This is a genomic window from Natranaeroarchaeum aerophilus (assembly GCF_023638055.1).
In the GTDB taxonomy this organism is placed as follows: domain Archaea; phylum Halobacteriota; class Halobacteria; order Halobacteriales; family Natronoarchaeaceae; genus Natranaeroarchaeum; species Natranaeroarchaeum aerophilum.
The window spans coordinates 348,147-363,844 of record NZ_JAKRVY010000002.1 but is presented as its reverse complement, the minus strand read 5'-3'; the positions used below and the strand labels follow the sequence as shown (position 1 = coordinate 363,844).

At 63.9% G+C, this 15,698-nt stretch carries 25 protein-coding genes and 1 pseudogene; 1 reads left to right on the top strand and 25 read right to left on the bottom strand.

Annotation, left to right across the window (positions count from 1 at the left end; translation table 11 throughout):
* Nucleotides 1-31 precede the first annotated feature (31 nt).
* Genes AArcSt11_RS06290 through AArcSt11_RS06275 form a run of 4 tightly spaced genes read right to left on the bottom strand, consistent with a single transcriptional unit; the run spans nt 32 to nt 3,399 of the window.
* The gene (locus tag AArcSt11_RS06290) at nt 32-559 is read right to left on the bottom strand and encodes a DUF7519 family protein (RefSeq protein ID WP_250595535.1); all 528 of its coding nucleotides are present in this window, start codon (nt 557-559) and stop codon (nt 32-34) included.
* Nucleotides 556-1,950 (bottom strand): DUF58 domain-containing protein, encoded by a 1,395-nt coding sequence (locus tag AArcSt11_RS06285; protein WP_250595533.1) that lies wholly within the window; start codon nt 1,948-1,950, stop codon nt 556-558. Before AArcSt11_RS06285 ends, AArcSt11_RS06290 begins: the two co-directional genes overlap by 4 nt.
* Entirely contained in the window at nt 1,943-2,521 is a 579-nt protein-coding gene (locus tag AArcSt11_RS06280) for a DUF7269 family protein (RefSeq protein WP_250595531.1), read from the bottom strand. Before AArcSt11_RS06280 ends, AArcSt11_RS06285 begins: the two co-directional genes overlap by 8 nt.
* Nucleotides 2,518-3,399, bottom strand: a complete 882-nt coding sequence (locus AArcSt11_RS06275; protein WP_250595529.1) for a DUF4129 domain-containing protein — start codon at nt 3,397-3,399, stop codon at nt 2,518-2,520. Before AArcSt11_RS06275 ends, AArcSt11_RS06280 begins: the two co-directional genes overlap by 4 nt.
* 160 nt (nt 3,400-3,559) lie before the next feature.
* Between AArcSt11_RS06275 and AArcSt11_RS06270 the strand changes: the two genes are divergently transcribed.
* Nucleotides 3,560-4,165: a sulfite oxidase-like oxidoreductase gene (locus AArcSt11_RS06270; RefSeq protein WP_250595527.1), complete on the top strand. Its 606-nt coding sequence runs from the start codon at nt 3,560-3,562 to the stop codon at nt 4,163-4,165.
* Nucleotides 4,166-4,232: 67 nt separating this feature from the next.
* Here the strand turns inward: AArcSt11_RS06270 and secY are convergent, their stop codons facing one another.
* From secY to AArcSt11_RS06165, 21 genes and pseudogenes are all read right to left on the bottom strand, one after another.
* Nucleotides 4,233-5,687: a preprotein translocase subunit SecY gene (gene secY / locus AArcSt11_RS06265; RefSeq protein ID WP_250595525.1), complete on the bottom strand. Its 1,455-nt coding sequence runs from the start codon at nt 5,685-5,687 to the stop codon at nt 4,233-4,235.
* 3 nt (nt 5,688-5,690) lie between these two features.
* On the bottom strand, nt 5,691-6,188 hold the full coding sequence (locus tag AArcSt11_RS06260) for an uL15m family ribosomal protein (protein WP_250595523.1): 498 nt from the start codon (nt 6,186-6,188) through the stop codon (nt 5,691-5,693).
* 4 nt (nt 6,189-6,192) lie between these two features.
* Entirely contained in the window at nt 6,193-6,660 is a 468-nt protein-coding gene (gene rpmD / locus AArcSt11_RS06255) for a 50S ribosomal protein L30 (RefSeq protein WP_250595521.1), read from the bottom strand.
* Nucleotides 6,657-7,304 (bottom strand): 30S ribosomal protein S5, encoded by a 648-nt coding sequence (locus tag AArcSt11_RS06250; protein ID WP_238479510.1) that lies wholly within the window; start codon nt 7,302-7,304, stop codon nt 6,657-6,659. The genes rpmD and AArcSt11_RS06250 overlap by 4 nt, the downstream gene beginning before the upstream one ends.
* Nucleotides 7,301-7,852 (bottom strand): 50S ribosomal protein L18, encoded by a 552-nt coding sequence (locus AArcSt11_RS06245; RefSeq protein ID WP_250595519.1) that lies wholly within the window; start codon nt 7,850-7,852, stop codon nt 7,301-7,303. Before AArcSt11_RS06245 ends, AArcSt11_RS06250 begins: the two co-directional genes overlap by 4 nt.
* Nucleotides 7,852-8,322 carry a 50S ribosomal protein L19e gene (locus tag AArcSt11_RS06240; protein WP_250595517.1) on the bottom strand — a complete coding sequence of 157 codons (471 nt, stop codon included), beginning with the start codon at nt 8,320-8,322 and terminating at the stop codon, nt 7,852-7,854. Before AArcSt11_RS06240 ends, AArcSt11_RS06245 begins: the two co-directional genes overlap by 1 nt.
* Nucleotides 8,319-9,023, bottom strand: coding sequence for a 50S ribosomal protein L32e (locus AArcSt11_RS06235; RefSeq protein WP_250595516.1), 705 nt, complete (start codon nt 9,021-9,023; stop codon nt 8,319-8,321). The genes AArcSt11_RS06240 and AArcSt11_RS06235 overlap by 4 nt, the downstream gene beginning before the upstream one ends.
* A 3-nt stretch (nt 9,024-9,026) precedes the next feature.
* On the bottom strand, nt 9,027-9,563 hold the full coding sequence (locus AArcSt11_RS06230) for a 50S ribosomal protein L6 (RefSeq protein ID WP_250595515.1): 537 nt from the start codon (nt 9,561-9,563) through the stop codon (nt 9,027-9,029).
* Nucleotides 9,563-9,955, bottom strand: coding sequence for a 30S ribosomal protein S8 (locus tag AArcSt11_RS06225; RefSeq protein ID WP_250595514.1), 393 nt, complete (start codon nt 9,953-9,955; stop codon nt 9,563-9,565). The genes AArcSt11_RS06230 and AArcSt11_RS06225 overlap by 1 nt, the downstream gene beginning before the upstream one ends.
* A 1-nt stretch (nt 9,956) precedes the next feature.
* Nucleotides 9,957-10,133 (bottom strand): 30S ribosomal protein S14, encoded by a 177-nt coding sequence (locus AArcSt11_RS06220; RefSeq protein WP_250595513.1) that lies wholly within the window; start codon nt 10,131-10,133, stop codon nt 9,957-9,959.
* The gene (locus AArcSt11_RS06215; protein WP_250595512.1) at nt 10,130-10,654 is read right to left on the bottom strand and encodes a 50S ribosomal protein L5; all 525 of its coding nucleotides are present in this window, start codon (nt 10,652-10,654) and stop codon (nt 10,130-10,132) included. The genes AArcSt11_RS06220 and AArcSt11_RS06215 overlap by 4 nt, the downstream gene beginning before the upstream one ends.
* The gene (locus tag AArcSt11_RS06210; protein ID WP_250595511.1) at nt 10,647-11,399 is read right to left on the bottom strand and encodes a 30S ribosomal protein S4e; all 753 of its coding nucleotides are present in this window, start codon (nt 11,397-11,399) and stop codon (nt 10,647-10,649) included. Before AArcSt11_RS06210 ends, AArcSt11_RS06215 begins: the two co-directional genes overlap by 8 nt.
* Entirely contained in the window at nt 11,396-11,752 is a 357-nt protein-coding gene (gene rplX, locus AArcSt11_RS06205; protein WP_250595509.1) for a 50S ribosomal protein L24, read from the bottom strand. Before rplX ends, AArcSt11_RS06210 begins: the two co-directional genes overlap by 4 nt.
* 1 nt (nt 11,753) lies before the next feature.
* Nucleotides 11,754-12,152, bottom strand: coding sequence for a 50S ribosomal protein L14 (locus tag AArcSt11_RS06200; protein ID WP_250595507.1), 399 nt, complete (start codon nt 12,150-12,152; stop codon nt 11,754-11,756).
* 20 nt (nt 12,153-12,172) lie between these two features.
* A pseudogene (locus AArcSt11_RS06195) lies at nt 12,173-12,520 on the bottom strand (30S ribosomal protein S17); the annotation flags it as partial.
* The gene (locus tag AArcSt11_RS06190; RefSeq protein WP_250595505.1) at nt 12,505-12,939 is read right to left on the bottom strand and encodes a ribonuclease P protein component 1; all 435 of its coding nucleotides are present in this window, start codon (nt 12,937-12,939) and stop codon (nt 12,505-12,507) included. The pseudogene AArcSt11_RS06195 and the gene AArcSt11_RS06190, both read right to left, overlap by 16 nt.
* A 2-nt stretch (nt 12,940-12,941) precedes the next feature.
* Entirely contained in the window at nt 12,942-13,157 is a 216-nt protein-coding gene (gene rpmC, locus AArcSt11_RS06185; protein ID WP_250595503.1) for a 50S ribosomal protein L29, read from the bottom strand.
* Nucleotides 13,157-14,077 carry a 30S ribosomal protein S3 gene (locus AArcSt11_RS06180; protein WP_250595501.1) on the bottom strand — a complete coding sequence of 307 codons (921 nt, stop codon included), beginning with the start codon at nt 14,075-14,077 and terminating at the stop codon, nt 13,157-13,159. Before AArcSt11_RS06180 ends, rpmC begins: the two co-directional genes overlap by 1 nt.
* Nucleotides 14,077-14,550, bottom strand: coding sequence for a 50S ribosomal protein L22 (locus AArcSt11_RS06175; protein WP_250595500.1), 474 nt, complete (start codon nt 14,548-14,550; stop codon nt 14,077-14,079). The genes AArcSt11_RS06180 and AArcSt11_RS06175 overlap by 1 nt, the downstream gene beginning before the upstream one ends.
* 3 nt (nt 14,551-14,553) lie before the next feature.
* Nucleotides 14,554-14,979, bottom strand: coding sequence for a 30S ribosomal protein S19 (locus tag AArcSt11_RS06170; protein ID WP_250595499.1), 426 nt, complete (start codon nt 14,977-14,979; stop codon nt 14,554-14,556).
* Entirely contained in the window at nt 14,976-15,698 is a 723-nt protein-coding gene (locus AArcSt11_RS06165; protein ID WP_250595498.1) for a 50S ribosomal protein L2, read from the bottom strand. The genes AArcSt11_RS06170 and AArcSt11_RS06165 overlap by 4 nt, the downstream gene beginning before the upstream one ends.

Here is a 15,698-nt window from a genome sequence, read left to right as displayed (position 1 = left end):
GATTTATAAAAGTCGGACCTGACTGCGATGATCACTGGGTGGTCGTTGACATCGGCGAGCTGACCCGGAGCGCCGACGCGAGGAGCACGGCGGCGATGGTCAGCAGGACGACCGAAACGATGGGTCGGCCCCCCTCGAAGGGCACGTAGAGCGCGTAGGCAGCAACCGCCGTGCCGAAGCCGACCGCCGTCGTCCCGGCGGCGTGAGAGAGCTCTGCAGAGCGTGTCTCGGCCTCGTAGCCCACCTGCTCGCCGAGTTCGACGGCGTTGACTGCGACGTCCCATGCGAGCACCGAGAGCGCGCCGGCGATCAGGGTCGGCCCGACCCCCGCGTCACCGACCCCGGCGACGAGAACCCCCCCAAACAGGAGTACGCCGCCCCCAGTGACGACCCGTTCTCGACCATAGTGCAGTCCCGCGGCAATCACCGCGACTCCGGGGATCGTCAGCCCGGCCGAGGGCGGCATCGTGACGCCGAGGACAACCACCGCGAGGGCCCCCGCGGCCAGCGAGATTGCAGTTCCCGGCTTCGTCGGCGAGCGGTCGACTCCGGGGCTCACGCCGACCACCTCGCTCCAGCCCGCGAGATCGCAGTGACGAGCGGCTCCTCCCACGCCCAGTCGACGACGCGCAGGCCCGACCGTCGGAGATCGGCGATCCGGAGGTCACGTTCCATCCGGGCGACGGATTCGCCGGTCGACCGGGTCGTCGTCGGGTTCGGACTGATCGCGGTCAGCAGGTGCCCGCTGGCATCAAGCAGTTTTGCCTGCTCGACGACCAGATCGTCCACGAGGGGCGAAAAGAGAATAATCTGGGCGTGACTCGGTAGCTGCTGGCGCAGCGTGGCGACGCTGATCGGGCGCTCGATCAGGTCGTCGACCGAATCGGGGGCCAGCAGCGGCTCGGTCTGGAACAGATCCCGGGCCCGTGTGCGATGATCTCCACCGCTCCCGGGCGGGAGCCAGCAATCGGTCGTCCCGAGCGCGGCGATGCCAACCCGATCACCGGCATCGATGAGCGAGGAAAACGACTGCATCGCGCCCTCGACGGAGCGTTCGACCGCACTCGACGCGCTCTCGGTCGGCCGACACCACGCCTCGGTTCGGACGTCGATTAGCAGGACGACCGACGCTGCGCGCTCCTCACGGAACTCCAGCGTCGAAAGCTCGCCCGTCCGGGCGCGGGTGTTCCAGTCGACCCGCGAGAGCGGATCGCCCGGCTGGTACTCCCGCGTCGCGAAGAACTCCAGTCCGTCGCCGCCGATGTCCGTCTCGACGCGTCCGGAGTACGGCGTCGTTAACGGCTGCAGAGAGAGGTTCGTCGATGGCGGGAGCGAGCCGGGCGTACAGACGAGTGGGTCGCTCTCGCCTCGTACCCACGTCTCACGTTCGACTGCGCCGCTGAAGCCACGGACGAGCACCTGTGCCGGTTCGAACTCGTGGGATCCCCGCTCGGCAGTGACTGTATAGCTGAACGTCGCCCGCTCGCCGGGATCGAGGGCCGCCGCGTGGCGGGGCGTCCCCTCGGCGACGTGTAACTGGCCCGGCACGCCGTCGACGATCCGGACGTCGGGCAGGCTCGACTCGCCGACGTTCTCGACCGAGAGGGTCACCTCGATCTCCTCGCCGGGATCCGGCCGGTCGTCCTCGAACTCCCGACGGAGATGGAGCTCCGACTCCGGCGCACCACCTGCCTGTGCGTAGGCGGCGAACGTGACGCCGAAGACGCCCGCGAGAAACGCGGCGGGGTTCTGGGCGAACACGCCAAAGGCAATGCCAGAGAGCGCAAGCGCGGTGATCCCCGCCCAGCGACCGGTCTGCCGGAGGACGTCCTGGTGGGAGTCAGCAGCCGTCCGGGCTGGCTCCGCCGCTCCGGCGTCGGCTTCAGTTGTCGTGTCCGTCGTCTCTGTGCTTTCCTCCTGGGCCGCGGCAACCTGCTGTGATTCACTCATCGGTATCCTCCGTTCTCGTCCAGATCCGCTCTAGCTCCTCTGCGGCCCGGCGTGCCTTCAGACCGAATCGCGATTCCTCCCCGAGACGAACCCGCAGCCGGAAGGCAAGCGGGAACGCGGCCCAGCCCGTGCCGTCGAAAAACGCCGCGGCGACCGGATCGTCGGTCCACTCGCCGCTCTCCAGACGTTCACGGGCCTCGGCTTCGGTGTAGCCACGTCGTCGCTGCAAGACAGTGACACCGACTGCTTCGAGGCGCTCGGTGACCGTCTCGCGCCCGGAGATTTCGTGGACCGAGGAGGCCGACCGCAGGGCACGATCGAATCCCTCGCCGGGCGTCGGAATACCCTGAATCAGCTCGGGATCGCCGGTCGGGGCGTGACCCGCCTCCATGAACCAGCGGTCCCGCGCGATATAGACGCCCAGTCCCAGAGCGGCGATCCCGACGATAGTGAGCAGGAACTCGTCGGCAGAGAACATCGCTCCGAGGCCGGGCGAGAAAAACGTCGCGACACCCAGCGCGGCGATAGCCACCCCAAGTACCACGCCGATACGGCGCTCGATGGTCGTCACTCCGACTCACCCCCGTACGCGCGTTCGATCTGCCGGAGCGCCTCGACCGCCTGTTGCTCGCGCTCGGGCGTCACGGCGCGCTCGCCGTAGCGGACCTCCTCGAAGACGGTCCGGAGCCGATCGACGTGCTGTCGGTCCAGTCCGGCGTCGACCGCGGCGCTGGCAAAGTCACGGGGAGTACTCGTCTCCGGGTCCCGGAGATCGACGACGTCGACCATCTCGCTCCACGCGGTGTAGACCTCGTTTTCGAACTCCCGGTCCGATTGCTCGATCCGATCGGCGGCCTCACCTGCGGCCTCACCGAGCTGCGTCTCCTCCGCTTGTTCGTCCGACTGGTCAAGGTCGACGGTCTCGGTCGCTTCATCGTCGTCGCGCCGGAGCCAGTAGAGGAAGGCTCCGAGTGCGGCCAGCACGAACAGCCCGATCAGGGCGATCGTCGCGACCGGACTGCCGCCACCGCCTTCTTCGGGTTCGGCTTCCTCAGCCGCGTCTTCGACGCCGACATCCGGAGCAACCTCGCCGATTCCGTCGAGGCCTTCCTGTGCCGTTCCGCCGTCACCGCCGGAGGCCAGGAAGATCCCCGCTCCGACAGTGCCGATCACGAGAATCCCCGCGAGAAACGGGACTGCCTTGCCCACCGCCATATCCGAGGCCTGCGCGTCGCCGAGGAAATAGATCCCGGCTGTGAGCCCCACCACGAGCACGGCGAGAACCCCGAAGACGAGCGTCGAGGAGACTGGGAGCGAAAGCTGTGTTGCGCCGCCGATACCGGCCGTCGCGGCGGCATCGGTCGGGTCGGAGATAGTCGCCGCACCGAGGCCGAACGCGACGAGACAGACACCTGCTGTGAGAGCCGGACGTATGGTAGTAGAGCGCATGATCTTTGATTCGTCGGTCCTGCGAGAGGGCCGCATGTCAGACCGTTACAGGCGGGTGGGCGTGTCCGGAAAAAAGTGTACCGATCCCCGAGTACTATCGGTGTTCGGGATCACGGTGACGAGCGTCAGACATACGGCAGCGACGATCCTATCGCGAGTAATGACTGACACCGTCGACAGGGACTGTACGGAACTGTACGCCGAGTTCGGCGACGAGCGACTCCCACCGGGCCAGCGCGAGACCGAGGAGTTCCCCGTCCTCTCGAAGAGCGGGACGCCCGAGTGGAACCGCGACGAGTGGGAGTTCCGCGTAAGCGGCGCAGTCGAGCAGGAGTTGACCTTCGACTGGGAGGCGTTTCAACAACTCCCCATGGAGACCCAGCAGCAGGACTTTCACTGTGTCACCGGCTGGAGCAAGTTCGACTGCCAGTTCGCGGGCGTTCCCTTCCCCACTATTGCCGACCGCGCAGGACTCCACGACGACGCCTCGCACGTCCTCTTTTACGCGCTCGACGACTACACGACGAACCTCCCCCTTGAGGACTGTCTGCGACCCGAGGTGCTCTTTGCGGCCGAGTTCGACGGCGAACCGCTCTCGCCGGATCACGGCGGCCCGCTCCGCGTCGTGACGCCGCATAAATACGCCTACAAGGGCGCGAAGTGGGTCTGTGGCGTCGAGATCCTGACCGGACAGGAGCGAGGCTACTGGGAGAAACGTGGCTACTCGAACACCGCTGACCCGTGGAACGAGGAGCGGTATAGCTGAACGACCCTATGGACATGCCCACGGCTGGACAAACTCAATAAATAAAAGCTGGGTCCACAATGTGGCCCTACTTCCCGAACATGTCCCGCATCATCGGGTGCATCTCCATGAGCTGCTCCTCTGCGATCTCCTCGTACAGCTTGTACGTAATGGAGACTGTCAGCAGCAGCCCGGTACCCGTGACTTCACCGATGGTACCGAGCATGTTCGCGCCCACCGCGAGCACGCCGACGAGCGCACCGCCGATAACGGTCACTTGCGGAATATACCGTTCCATGACCTTCTCGACGACGCCGACGTTCTGGCGGAACCCGGGAATCTGCATCCCGGAGTTCTGAATCTGTTTCGCAGTCGATTCCGGACCCATGTTCGTCGTCTCGACCCAGAAGATCGCGAAGATCGCCCCGCCGACGATCATCACGAACAGGTCGACACTGACCCGAATCATGACATCTGCCGGAGCCTGCGTGACGGACGCCGTCCACCACATCCAGTCGTCCGGACTGTAGATCGGTGCGGTGTAGTAGAAGAACCCTGCCGTGGGTTGGCCGTCGGAGTAGACGCCAAGCCACGCTGGCATCGTCGTCGTCCGGTCGAGAATCCGACCGATGAACTGCACGTTCGCCTGCAGCGCGCGAACGAGGATCATCGGCAGGACGCTGGCGTAGATGAGCTTCACGGGGAAGCGACCACGCGCGCCCTTGACCCGGCTGTGACTCAGCGGGATCTCGACCCGGACACTTTCGGCGTAGACGACGATGGCGAAGATCAGCACCGTCGTGATCAGCGCAAGGAGCTGTCCGTCGCCGAAGATGATGAAGTCGAGGCCGCTACCACTGGCAATCGAGCCACTGGGGCCCTCACGACCGAGCGCGATGTTGACCCAGGTCGGGAAGAAGCCACCTTCCCCGGGACTGATGAACCCGGCGACGAGCTTCTGGCTCACACCAGCGATGATGAACAGGCCAACACCGCTGCCGACACCCCATTTGGAGACGATCTCGTCCATGTACAGGATGAGGATGCCGCCGAGGACGATCTGGGCGAAGATGATCACCCGAAGCCCTTCGAGTGGGATGCCGAGCTGGGTAGCAACGCCCTGACTCGCCTGCAGGAATCCTGCCCAGACGAGCGGCACCGCCATTAGCACGGTCATCACGACGACCAGTAGCTTCTGGAGTCCCTGATAGAGCACCTGATCCCGCGGGTCGTTCGTATCCAGCCCGAGCAGGTTCGCACCGCCCAACAGCTGCAAGACGATACTCGCAGTGACGATCGGGGCGATCCCGACCTGCATTAGCGTCCCCTGTTCGACGGCGAGAATCGATCCGAACTGGCCGAACACGTCGGCACCGTCTCCTCCCCGAGGAACACCCCACAGCACGATGTTCGTCAGGAAGAAGTACAGCATCAAGATTCCGCCGGACCACAGTAGCTTTCGCTTGAACGGCACGTGGCTTCTCGGTCTGCGGACTACGGGCATCCGCGTGAGGACCGGTTCAGCAGCCTCCTTCCATCCCATGTCTTATTCCTCGTCTTCGTCAGTCTGGGATACGTCTTGTGGTTCGTCCTCGTCGTCCTCTCCACGTTCGGAGAGGACTGCCTCGCCGTCTGCCTCCTCGATGAGCCCGCGTGCGCTCGCCGAGAAGGCGTCAGCGATGATTTCGAGCTGGTTGCGAACCTGTCCGCCACCCAGTACCTTGACCGCGTCGGCCTCGTAACCGTCCTCGACGATATCGCGAGCGTCGATACGGTAGCGACCGTCGACCTCCTCGGCGTCGCCGTCGGCCACGAACAGCGTGGCGTCCTCGTCGAGCTTCTGGACGTCGATCGTCAGGATCTCGTCCTGTGCTGATTCGGGACGGGTGAAGCCGTGCTTGCCGAGCGGTTCGTAGTTGTGGAACTCGTGTTTGTCACGCCCGGCTGCACCTCGGCCACCGCGATGACCGGCACCACGTCGGTTCTTGTGGGAACCGCCGCTGTGCGTGCGCGAGCCGCGCTGTCGTCGTTTCTTACTAGTCATTGTTCTATCGCATTGCGGTGAGGAGTTCGTCGATCTCCTCGGTATCGTGCTTTCCGAGCTGGCCGCCCTCTTTGGTCGGGTGTTTGATACCCTCGTGACCACCGCGTGGCGGGTGCAGACGGAGGACTGGTGACAGCCCCGCGTCTCGCAGCTTCGTCTCCTCGTCCAGTAGCGCCTCGGTGAATGCCGTCACGTCGTCGTACTCGGTGTTCTCGGCGATCCACTCGTCGTCGATGTCCGCGCTGCCTTCGAGCGGCTCGGCGCGGCGGCGGATCAGCTCCTCGACGACGTCCTGGCTCGGCTCGCCATGTGCGACGTGGTCGTGAACCTTCGTGATCATTCCACGGTAGGTCTCGGTCTCGGGGACGAGCGTACAGTGGTTGACGCCGTGGAGATTCAGCATCTCCATGGTGTCTTGCACGTCGCCGAGCATGTTGACCTCGCCGCGGAGCTGCACGATCGCCTGCGTCATTCTACCACCTCACGCTGCTCCTGGGTGTACTCCGGGACACGTGACTCGGCTGCGTTACGCAGTGCGTTGTACGTGGCCTTCGCGAAGTTCACCGTCGTGCGAGTGTTGCCGTGGCTCTTCGTCCAGGCGTCCTCGACACCCGCGAGCTCGAGGACCTTGCGCGGCGTCTCCGCCGCCGCGAGTCCAAGTCCTTTCGGTGCGGGCTTGACTTCGACTTTTACGCTGCCTGCCTTCCCGGTCGCCTTGCGGGCGAGCGAGTGGTCACCACCGGCGCGGTCCTCCCAGGAGCCGCTCCCGCGAGGCACGTCGATGATGTTCAGCTTGGCGATGTCGATCGCCTTCTGGATCGCGGCACCGACCTGATCGTCGCGGCCTTCCGCGTAGCCGACGTAGCCGTCGCGGTTACCGATCGCGACGACACAGCGGAACTTGACCCGGCGACCCGAGTCAGTCATCCGCTGTACCATGTTGATGTCGAGCACTTCGTCTTCCAGCCCCGGAAGGAGCTGGTCGACGACTTCGGCCTCCTTCAGCGGGAGTCCGGAGTTGAGGGCGTCTTCCATCGTGTCGATGTCGCCCTCCTGTACCTTTCGACCGAGCCGTGTAACCGGCTCCCAGCCGTCGTTGTAGTTGTTTCCGCTCATTGTTCGAGGATCTCCTCTCGCACCGTATCGAAGTGCTCGGGCAGGTCTGTGGCGTCGAACTCGCCGCTGTACAGCGGCTCGTCGAGCTGTTCGTCGTACTCGGCGATGTGCTCGCCGCGGTTACGCTCCCAGTCGGGAAGGACGCTGTCGTTGTGCGGGATTTCGAGCCCCGCGTCGATCGCTCCTTCCTGTACTGCGAATACTTTACTCCCTTCAGTCGCCGTGTTGAGGCCGATGTCGAGCACCGCCTGCTCGGTGCCATCTTCGAGCGCGCGTTTGCCAGCGAGTAGTCCAGTCAAGTACGCCGCGGGGATGTTGCCCGTTGGGGCTTCCCAGCCGTACTCGGCCAGATCGCTGGAGTGTGCACTCGCGATGGTTTCGTCGCCGTTCGGACCCGGAACGATCAGCTGCGCCGTCACGTGCTTGTTGCTCTTGCGAGCGACTAGCCGTGGTTTGCCGGATTTGAGCAGGCGCAACCTCTGATGATAATCGGTCCGAACCTCGCGACGGCGCCGCATCGGCACCTTGTATCGTGGTCCAGTTGCCATTACTGATCACCTTCGGCGTCGACGTCGACGCCGTAGTTGTTTTCGATGTAGTTCACCAGCCGTGCTACGTCGCGGAACTCGCCACCACGGGACTTGTTGTACAGTTCCCGGTACTGACCGGGGTCGATGGTCCCGTCGTCGCGGAGTTCGCGGAGCAGCTGTCGCTGGGCACGAACCTTCGCCGACCACTCTTTCTTCTCGTTCTGTCGAGCACCGGACTTCCCTTTGCGCTTGCCGGGGCCTTTCTGGTGGCCGTAGGCACGCTTGTCGGCGCGCTCGCGAGCGCGGCCGCGGGAGTTGCCCTTCTTTTCCGTTGCGGTGATGATGCCCTGATCGACGAGTTCGCGGATGTCTTCGCGGGTGATCGCGTCGACGATCTCGCCCTGTGCTTCGGGGTCGAACCAGACACGGTTCTTTCCGACATCGAGGACGTCCGCTGCGAGTCGTTTCTGTGCTTTCAGGTCAGTCATTGGTCCACCTCAACTTCGACGTAGGTGGGATTCAGGACGCGAACGCCCTGTTCCTCTGCAAGCTCTTCGATGCGCTCGCGCTTGCGAGCACCGACTGTCGAAGCGATACGAACCGCTTCTCGGTCACCGTCGACGCCCTCGAGGTCGTCCGTGTTGTGCACACGGACCTCCTCGAAGCCGCTCGGATGTTTGCCACGAACCGGTTTGGGCGTCCGGTAGCCCGCCTCGACCGTCGCGCCTTTCCCTTTGATACCGCGTCGCTGCTTCGAGAGCGCACCACGGGGCTCGCGCCAGTTCTCGGGGATCCGCTTTTTCTTGTGGTAGTCCTGCGCCCTGAACGCGGGCTTGCTCGCCGAACGTCGCTCGGCGATCAGGCGTGCCTCGTCGTCGCTGAGGTCGGGCGTCTTGTCGGCCAGCCCGCGTGGCTGGAGTTCGGTCTCGACGTCCTCCTCGGCTTCCTCGTCGACGTCCTCGTCTTCGATTTCGGCCTCCGCATCGGCCTCTTCGTCGACTTCGAGGTCACCGACATCGGCCTTGATACGCGCAGCGAGCGCGTTCCCGATGCCGTCAACGTCCGAGAGGTCGTCCTGGCTCGCCGCCCTGACGTCCTCGACGGACTCGATGCCTGCTTCTTCGAGCGCTTCCGCTTTGCTCGCGCCGACACCGCTGATGTCTTCGAGTTCTTCGGGTTCGTCTGCCATCTATCAGGCACCTCCTTTGCTGGGTTTCTGGGTGATGTAGACGCCGTCCTGGAAGACGCGAACGTCCTTGCCCGAAACCCGGGTTAGCTGTTCGATGTCGGCAGCCGTCTGTCCGACGGCCTCCTTGTCGGGGCCGCTGATCGTCACGATCTCCTCGTCGACGTCCACCTGCGTGTCGCCGTGGATCGTCGTTCGGCGAGCCGCTTTCTCACCGAGGAAGTTCTCGATGACGACGTCGCCGTCCTCGACCCGAACCTGCATCGGGAAGTGAGAGTAGAAGACCTCCATGGTATACTCCCAGCCTTCGTTGACGCCGTGGATCATGTTCTCGACGTGGCTCTGGAACGTGCCAACCGTCGAGAGCGTTTTCGCGTCCTCGGCGTCGCTTTCGATGACGACCTCGTTGTCTTCGACCTCGACAGTGACGTCGGGGTACCAGAGGCGTCGCGTGACGCTGCCGTTCGGTCCGTCGATCGTCAGTTCGAGGTGGTCGACCTCTGCGCTGACTTCGTCCGATAGTTCGATTGCTACTCTCGTCATTAGTACACGTACGCGATGACCTGACCACCGATACCCTGATCGCGGGCCTCGTAGTGGCTCATGATGCCGTGACTGGTCGTAACAACGAGCGTCCCGTAGTCCCGAGCGGGGAGGAACCGTTTCTCCCACTTCTCGAACTCCTCGGCTCCCGCGGAGTAGCGGGGCTTGACGGGGCCACACTCGTTGATGGCACCTTTCAACTCGACCTCGAACTGTCCGGATCGGCCGTCGTCGACGAACTCGAAGCCGTCGACGTACCCGCGGTCGTAGAAGACCTCGAGCACCTGTCCGATCTCGTTCGAGGCGGGCGATACCTCGTGGGTCAGGTGACCCACACTCTCGGCGTTACTGATCCCCGAGAGGGCGTTGCTGAGCGGATCGTTTGCCGTCATATTATCGATACTTCTTGAATCCCATGTCTCGGGCGATCTCTCGGAAGCACTGTCGGCACAGCCAGATATTGTACTTCCCGACGAGACCTTGCTTGCGGCCACAGCGCTGGCACTCCTCTAGCTGGCCGGTGCGCTTGGTGGCGTGCTCGCCCGTCTGGTCGTTTTCACTTTCGCTCATTGTTCTACCTCCACGTCGAACGTCGATTCGACGAACGCGACTGCGTCGTCGGGATCGAGTCGGTGGCTCGAGGGGATCGAGCGGCTTGCTTTCTTGCGTTTCGTAACGCGGTAGCCGGGACGGACGAGGTTAACCGTGACGTCCAGTCCGAAGATCCCGATGCTCGGATCGTACTCCTGACTCGGGAAGTCGGTGTGTTCCTCGACACCGAAGCTGAAGTTGCCGGTGTCGTCGAACTGCGTCGGCGACACATCCGCGATCGGCAGTGCCGTCTCCAGGAACTCGTGGGCGTCCTCAGCACGAAGAGTGACCTTCGCGCCGATCGGATCGCCCTGTCGGATCCCGAAGTCGGGTTTGGTCGATTTGGCCTGCGTCCGGACGCTCTGCTGGCCCGTGACCTCTTCGAGGATCTCCTCGCCGTTGGCGAGTTCACGGCCACCCTGACCGACGCCCATGTGGACGACGACCTTCTCGACCTGTGGCTCACGCATCTCGTGGAAGTCGGCCTCGGCTTCACTCATCGTCGCTCACCTCTTCGTCTGCTGTTTCCTCGTCCTCGTCGAGACCGCCCTCGACGAAGTTCTCGTCGATGACGACGACGTACTCCTCGACGGTCTCGAAGTCGGGGCTTCCCGCGACGCCCTCGACTTCGACGCGGTTCTCACCGCTGCCGGGCGTTACTTCGATCGTCGTCGCCTCGCCGATCTCGCCGGCGTGCTGTCCGCTGACAGCCGTGACGAGCGCGCCTTCCTCGTACGGGAAGTGGGCGACGATCTCGTCGGTCTCGTTGTCGACGACCAGCGAGTCGTCCCCGCCGTATTCGCTCGCATCCTCGACGAGCAGGTTCTGCCCGTCGTGGAGGTTGAGCTGGGTGTCGCCGCCGGCGACCTGGCGCTTGCCGATGATCTTGCCGAGCTTGCTGCCCGCGGACTCGGCGTCGATTTCGGTCAGTGCAAGGCGTCCCCCTTCGTCGGGGAAGACGCGGTAGTACTCTTCGCGCTCAACGAAAGCGAGGATGTCGAACATCCCGACGGGACGGCGGTAATCGCGTACCGCGTCGCCGTTGATCAGGACGTTCCCCGATTCGAGCGCGTACCGTGCTTCCTTCTTGGAGTCGGCGTAGCCGAGCACGTCACGGAGCAGGACGACGAGGGGAACCCCTGCGTCGCCGTGGGGGCCGTCGTCGGCCTTGACGGTGAACGTCTCCGTCTTGCGCTCGACCGGCCAGGAATCCGGTGCGGATAGTCGTTTCTGGTGGTTCGTCATTGGGTATCACCCTGGAGTCGCTCCTCGCGACGGTCGTCGGAGAGGTCGAGATCGGTGATCCGCACGTTGCTGGGATCCAGCGGGCGTGGGACCTCCTCGCCGTCGGCGGTCTCGACCGTGACGTCCTCGACGTGTACGACGGAGTCTTTCAGATCGACCTGAACGACTTCGCCTTCCTGCCCGGCGTGATCGCCGCGCATGACCTCGACAGTGTCGCCCGCGTTGACGCGGGTACGCCGAGTGTCGTACTCCTCACGGAGCTCCGAAGAGAGCGTCGCCTGCACGTAGCTGTGCAGTTCGTGCAGGGAGGCGTTCTCCACTTCGTTTCGTTGTTTGTGTGGTTGTCGTGACATGCTATACAATCATCGTAGCCGTGCTTGCGATACTTCCGAACCGCTCTGCGACTTCCCGCGCGATCGGACCCTTGATCTCGGTCCCGCGCGGCTCTTCGTTCTCGTCGATGATGACGGCCGCGTTGTCCTCGAATTTGAGGCGCGTGCCGTCGGGGCGTCGGATGGGCTTTCGCTGGCGGATGATCACCGCTTCGAGCACCTGGCGACGCATTTCGGGCGTCCCCTTGGTGACCGAGACGGTGATCTTGTCGCCGATGCCGGCTTTCGGGTGACGGTTCTTCGTCCCCGAGTAGCCGGACACGCTGATGACGCGCAGTTCGCGTGCACCGGTGTTGTCGGCACACGTGATCAGGGATCCTTTTTCGAGGCCCTGGGTCACGTCAGCTTTCATTGCTTCCATCGTTACTGCCCCCCCGTCGTCGCGGCTGCCTCGTCGGCAACCTGCTCGACGACGACGTGACTTTTCGTCTTCGAGAGCGGTCGTGTCTCTGCTATCTTGACCGTGTCGCCGACCTCGATGTGGTCCAGCACACCCGGCACGTGTGCCGGAATGCGGGAGCGTCGCTTCATCAATCGGTCGTACTTCGGAACGTTCACGTCGTACTCTCGTTCGACGATCACGGTCTTTTCCATGTCCGTCGAGACGACTTCGCCTTCGAGGACCTGTCCTCGAACAGCGAGATCGCCGTAAAACGGACATTTCTCGTAATCGTATGTGGCCGGGTCGTCCGGCTCTGGTGGTTGTTCTACGTCTAATCCAATTGCCATGGTGATGTACCTCGTGTTTCGGTGCGTTCTGCGGGTCGTGAGAGCAGTCGTGAGCCATCCACCGTAACGTAGGTCACGCCCTCGCCGGAGGGGCCGTCAGCGTCGGTTTCCCGACCGTCTTCCGACGGGTCCGCCGTCGACTCGGCCTCCAGTTTGGACGCGATCCCCGCCCCATTCACTGGGGCGGCGGCTTCATCTGTGTCCGCATGTTCGAGCGCGAACTCGAACGTCGATCCCTGCTTTGGCACCTGCCGCACCCGAGACTCCTCGGCCGTCCGATCGCTCACGTGGAGCGTGTTGGCGGTCTCGACCACGACACGCCCGGCTATCCCGATCAGATCGGGGTTCGGGGCGTCGACGACCCGTACGTACAGGCCGTTGAGTTCGTGTCGTGGGAGTGTCTCGGGTGTCAGTGGCATCGTTATTCGTCGTCTTCGAAGTCGCCTTCTTCCGACTGGATCGTCTTGAGCCGGGCGATGGTCCGGCGCAGTTCGCTGATGCGGCCCGGATCGTCCGGAGCGCCACCAGCGGCCTGGACTGCTTTCGCGTTCAGCAGCTCGGTCTTCAGTTCGTCGAGTTCGGCCTCACGCTCGGCCGCCGTCATGTCGCGGATCTCTTCGACGTGGAGGATCGCCATCAGGCATCACCCTCCTCGTCGTCGATCTCCTCTTCCATCTCGTCGAGCAGTTCGTCTGCTTCCTCCTCGACTTCCTCTTCGAGCTCGTCGAGCTCCTCGGCGATCTCGTCGTCACCGTCGGGAACTTCGACCTCCTCGAACTCCTCTGCGGGCTCGTCGGTCTCGATGACCTCCTCGACGACTTCCTCGTCGGCGACATCGGCGTCAGCCTCGGAGTCAGCCGCTTCGGCTTCGAGCTCCTCGAGCTCCTCGTCTTCGGGCTCTTCGAGCAGTTCCTCGACGCCTTCGTCGGTCTCGACCTCGGCTGCGAGCTCGGAGACGTCGGCGTCCTCCTCGATACGGAAGTCGTCGGGAAGCTCGGCTCCCGGCGGGATGATCTTGACGTCCACGCCGATCGTACCGAGCTTCATCACTGCGACGCCCTGACCGTGGTCGACGATGGTCTCTGCGGGCTCGCCGTTGTGCTTGATGTAGCCGTCGTTGAACTTCTCGACGCGCGAACGAGCGCCGGTGACCTTCCCGGAGAGGACGATCTCGGCACCCAGCGCGCCTGCATCCATGATGCGTTCGAGCGTGGTGTGGCCCGCCTTGCGGAAGTACCAGCCACGTTCGAGCGCGTTTGCGAGTCGATCCGCGACGATCCGGGCGTTCAGGTCGGGTTCTTCGACCTCCTGAACGTCGACCTGGGGATCCTCGAGATTAAACTGCTCTTCGAGGGCGGTCGTGATCTTGCGGATGTTCTCGCCGCCCTTGCCGATCACCATACCGGGTTTCTCGGCTTCCAGGACGATCTGTGTGCCCATCGGCGTCTTGGCGACATCCATGCCGCCGTAGCCGGCTCGGCCGAGCTCCTCTTCGAAGAACTCGTCGATCTGGGACAGCTGAAGGCCGTCTTCGATGAACTCGTGTTCGTCTGCCATTATTCGTCACCTCCCTCCTCGGGTTCCGCGAGGATCAGCTCGACGTCGACTTCCATCGTGTTCCAGGGGCTCGCACGACCCATCGCGCGGGGCTTGCGGCCCTGGACTTCGCCGACCTTGTGGGCGGCGACGTGTTCGATGATCATCTCCTCGCCGTCGAATCCCTGCTGTTCCGCGTTGTTCATACCGTTCTGCAGCAGATCGATGAAGGCATTGCTGGCCTTCTCGGGGTATCGTCCGGCGTCCCAGCCGTCGATGCCCGAGCGGTGGCCAACACCGCTGTTGTGCTGTCGGAACGGGACGGGTTGTTCCTCGGCGATGACCGCTTCGAGGTACTCGACCGCGTCGGCGGCCGTCTTGCCCTTGATTTCTCGGGCGATCGCCCTGCTGTGCTTGTGGCTCATGTGACGCTCCCGAAGCATCGCTTTCGCGGTGGTCTCCGGGTCGGCGTCGACGCTGTAGTTGATTCCCATGATTTATTTGAGCGGTACGAACTTCGACGAGCGGGTCGCTCCGATCCCGGCCTGTCCGTGTTCGACCGAATTTCGGGTCAACTGGAACTCGCCGAGATAATGTCCGATCATCTCGGGCTCGACTTCCACGCGCTCGAAGCCCTGGCCGTTGTGGACCGCGAAGGTCAGGCCAACGAACTCCGGCACCACCGGCATGTCGCGCAGGTGGGTTCGGATCGGGTTGTTCGTGGACTCGTCTTCGCTCGTCTCGCGGGCCCGTTCGAGCAGTTTCTCGTGCTCGACACCGAGTCCGCGTTCGATGGTTCGCCGCTGTCGTGCGGGAAGCAGTTCCGCGACTTCGTCTACGTCCATGTCCTGCAACTCGTCGAGCGTATGGCCGCGATAGGTGAACTCGCCTTCGCGACCGGTTCTGTATTCTGATCCACTCATTCTTTTCCACCTCGTCCGGTTCGGCTGGACGCGATGTCACCGACCTTCCGGCCCGGCGGGGTGTCCCGCGAGACGGATTTCGGTTTGCCGGGGTGCTGGCGGCCACCGCCACCGAAGGGGTGGTCGACCGCGTTCATGGCGACGCCACGGACGCGGGGGTACTTCGTGCCCCGGGCTTTCATTTTGTGATACTTGTTACCGGCTTTGACGAACGGCTTCTCCGTTCGGCCACCGCCGGCGACGACCCCGATGGTCGCTCGGCACTCGGGATCGAGTCGCTTGACCTCGCCGCTTGGCAGCTGCACGACGGCCGCATCTCGGTCGTGCGTGATGAGGTCGGCGCTGACGCCCGAGGATCGGGCGAACTTGCCACCGTCACCGGGGCTGGACTCGACGTTACAGACGGGGACACCTTCCGGAATCTCGGCGAGCGGAAGCGTGTTGCCCGGCTGGATCTCCGCGGAGATCCCAACCTGAATCGTGTCGCCGACTGCGACACCTTCGGGGGTGAGGATCATCCGCTGATCGCCGTCGTCGAACTCGACGACTGCGATCGGCGCGCTGCGCGCCGGGTCGTGTTCGATGTCGACAACCGTTCCGGAGACGATATCGCTGTCTTCGGGGGTCTTGTGCTGTTTGTCGGACTTGTACCGATGCGAGGGGGCTCGGAACGTCGAGCCACCCCGACCGCGTCGTTGTCCCTGAATTCGTCGTCCCAT

Excerpts from the sequence above, each read along its gene's own strand:
- AArcSt11_RS06215 (WP_250595512.1), bottom strand. The coding sequence starts at position 10,654 with ATGAGTGAAGCCGAGGCCGACTTCCACGAGATGCGTGAGCCACAGGTC.
- AArcSt11_RS06225 (WP_250595514.1), bottom strand. The coding sequence starts at position 9,955 with ATGACGGCAAACGATCCGCTCAGCAACGCCCTCTCGGGGATCAGTAAC.
- AArcSt11_RS06175 (WP_250595500.1), bottom strand. The coding sequence starts at position 14,550 with ATGGGAATCAACTACAGCGTCGACGCCGACCCGGAGACCACCGCGAAA.
- rpmD (WP_250595521.1), bottom strand. The coding sequence starts at position 6,660 with ATGACGCAGGCGATCGTGCAGCTCCGCGGCGAGGTCAACATGCTCGGC.
- AArcSt11_RS06275 (WP_250595529.1), bottom strand. The coding sequence starts at position 3,399 with ATGCGCTCTACTACCATACGTCCGGCTCTCACAGCAGGTGTCTGTCTC.
- secY (WP_250595525.1), bottom strand. The coding sequence starts at position 5,687 with ATGGGATGGAAGGAGGCTGCTGAACCGGTCCTCACGCGGATGCCCGTA.
- AArcSt11_RS06200 (WP_250595507.1), bottom strand. The coding sequence starts at position 12,152 with ATGGAAGCAATGAAAGCTGACGTGACCCAGGGCCTCGAAAAAGGATCC.
- AArcSt11_RS06220 (WP_250595513.1), bottom strand. The coding sequence starts at position 10,133 with ATGAGCGAAAGTGAAAACGACCAGACGGGCGAGCACGCCACCAAGCGC.
- AArcSt11_RS06165 (WP_250595498.1), bottom strand. The coding sequence starts at position 15,698 with ATGGGACGACGAATTCAGGGACAACGACGCGGTCGGGGTGGCTCGACG.
- rpmC (WP_250595503.1), bottom strand. The coding sequence starts at position 13,157 with ATGGCGATCCTCCACGTCGAAGAGATCCGCGACATGACGGCGGCCGAG.
- AArcSt11_RS06260 (WP_250595523.1), bottom strand. The coding sequence starts at position 6,188 with ATGACTAGTAAGAAACGACGACAGCGCGGCTCGCGCACGCACAGCGGC.
- AArcSt11_RS06245 (WP_250595519.1), bottom strand. The coding sequence starts at position 7,852 with ATGGCAACTGGACCACGATACAAGGTGCCGATGCGGCGCCGTCGCGAG.
- AArcSt11_RS06230 (WP_250595515.1), bottom strand. The coding sequence starts at position 9,563 with ATGACGAGAGTAGCAATCGAACTATCGGACGAAGTCAGCGCAGAGGTC.
- AArcSt11_RS06270 (WP_250595527.1), top strand. The coding sequence starts at position 3,560 with ATGACTGACACCGTCGACAGGGACTGTACGGAACTGTACGCCGAGTTC.
- AArcSt11_RS06250 (WP_238479510.1), bottom strand. The coding sequence starts at position 7,304 with ATGAGCGGAAACAACTACAACGACGGCTGGGAGCCGGTTACACGGCTC.
- AArcSt11_RS06180 (WP_250595501.1), bottom strand. The coding sequence starts at position 14,077 with ATGGCAGACGAACACGAGTTCATCGAAGACGGCCTTCAGCTGTCCCAG.
- AArcSt11_RS06210 (WP_250595511.1), bottom strand. The coding sequence starts at position 11,399 with ATGACGAACCACCAGAAACGACTATCCGCACCGGATTCCTGGCCGGTC.
- AArcSt11_RS06285 (WP_250595533.1), bottom strand. The coding sequence starts at position 1,950 with ATGAGTGAATCACAGCAGGTTGCCGCGGCCCAGGAGGAAAGCACAGAG.
- AArcSt11_RS06170 (WP_250595499.1), bottom strand. The coding sequence starts at position 14,979 with ATGAGTGGATCAGAATACAGAACCGGTCGCGAAGGCGAGTTCACCTAT.
- AArcSt11_RS06240 (WP_250595517.1), bottom strand. The coding sequence starts at position 8,322 with ATGACTGACCTGAAAGCACAGAAACGACTCGCAGCGGACGTCCTCGAT.
- rplX (WP_250595509.1), bottom strand. The coding sequence starts at position 11,752 with ATGTCACGACAACCACACAAACAACGAAACGAAGTGGAGAACGCCTCC.
- AArcSt11_RS06190 (WP_250595505.1), bottom strand. The coding sequence starts at position 12,939 with ATGCCACTGACACCCGAGACACTCCCACGACACGAACTCAACGGCCTG.
- AArcSt11_RS06235 (WP_250595516.1), bottom strand. The coding sequence starts at position 9,023 with ATGGCAGACGAACCCGAAGAACTCGAAGACATCAGCGGTGTCGGCGCG.